Raw genomic sequence first — 393 nt, forward strand, 5'->3', positions numbered from 1 at the left:
CGCATGTCCACTCGCCCGCGCCACGCCGGATCACGTTCAGACTTGGGGGGAACCACCCAGGCGTCGCCTTCTGGAGGCAAACAGTTGAGGATCGCCTGACTGAAAGGGCGGTCAGGTACATCGTGCTCCAGCAGAAGCGATTCTTGCTCTGCTTCATTTGACTCGACTTTTCCCAGTGCCCGTATGAAATGGCCTTCGGGGTATTTGGATGTTTCCTTCCACTCGTCGACGGCGACAAGGATTTTTTGGCCCAGAAGCGTCGACGCTTGGCGTGTGCGGATACGGATACGTGGTACCTTACGGTCCAAGGGGATGACCAAGAGAGAGGCCGCCGAAATGGACGACACAGTGGAGGTGGCAACGCTCGCCGAGCCCACATGAGCCACATACGAT

Annotated in this window: 1 protein-coding gene; it reads right to left on the reverse strand. The window is 58.0% G+C overall.

Annotation, left to right across the window (positions count from 1 at the left end):
- Positions 1–320: hypothetical protein (locus AC0DBE_RS21705; protein ID WP_472963778.1), on the reverse strand; the 320-nt coding region annotated here is incomplete at its 3' end.
- Positions 321–393 lie beyond the last annotated feature (73 nt).

This window comes from Bacillus sp. VA15, from assembly GCF_055721145.1.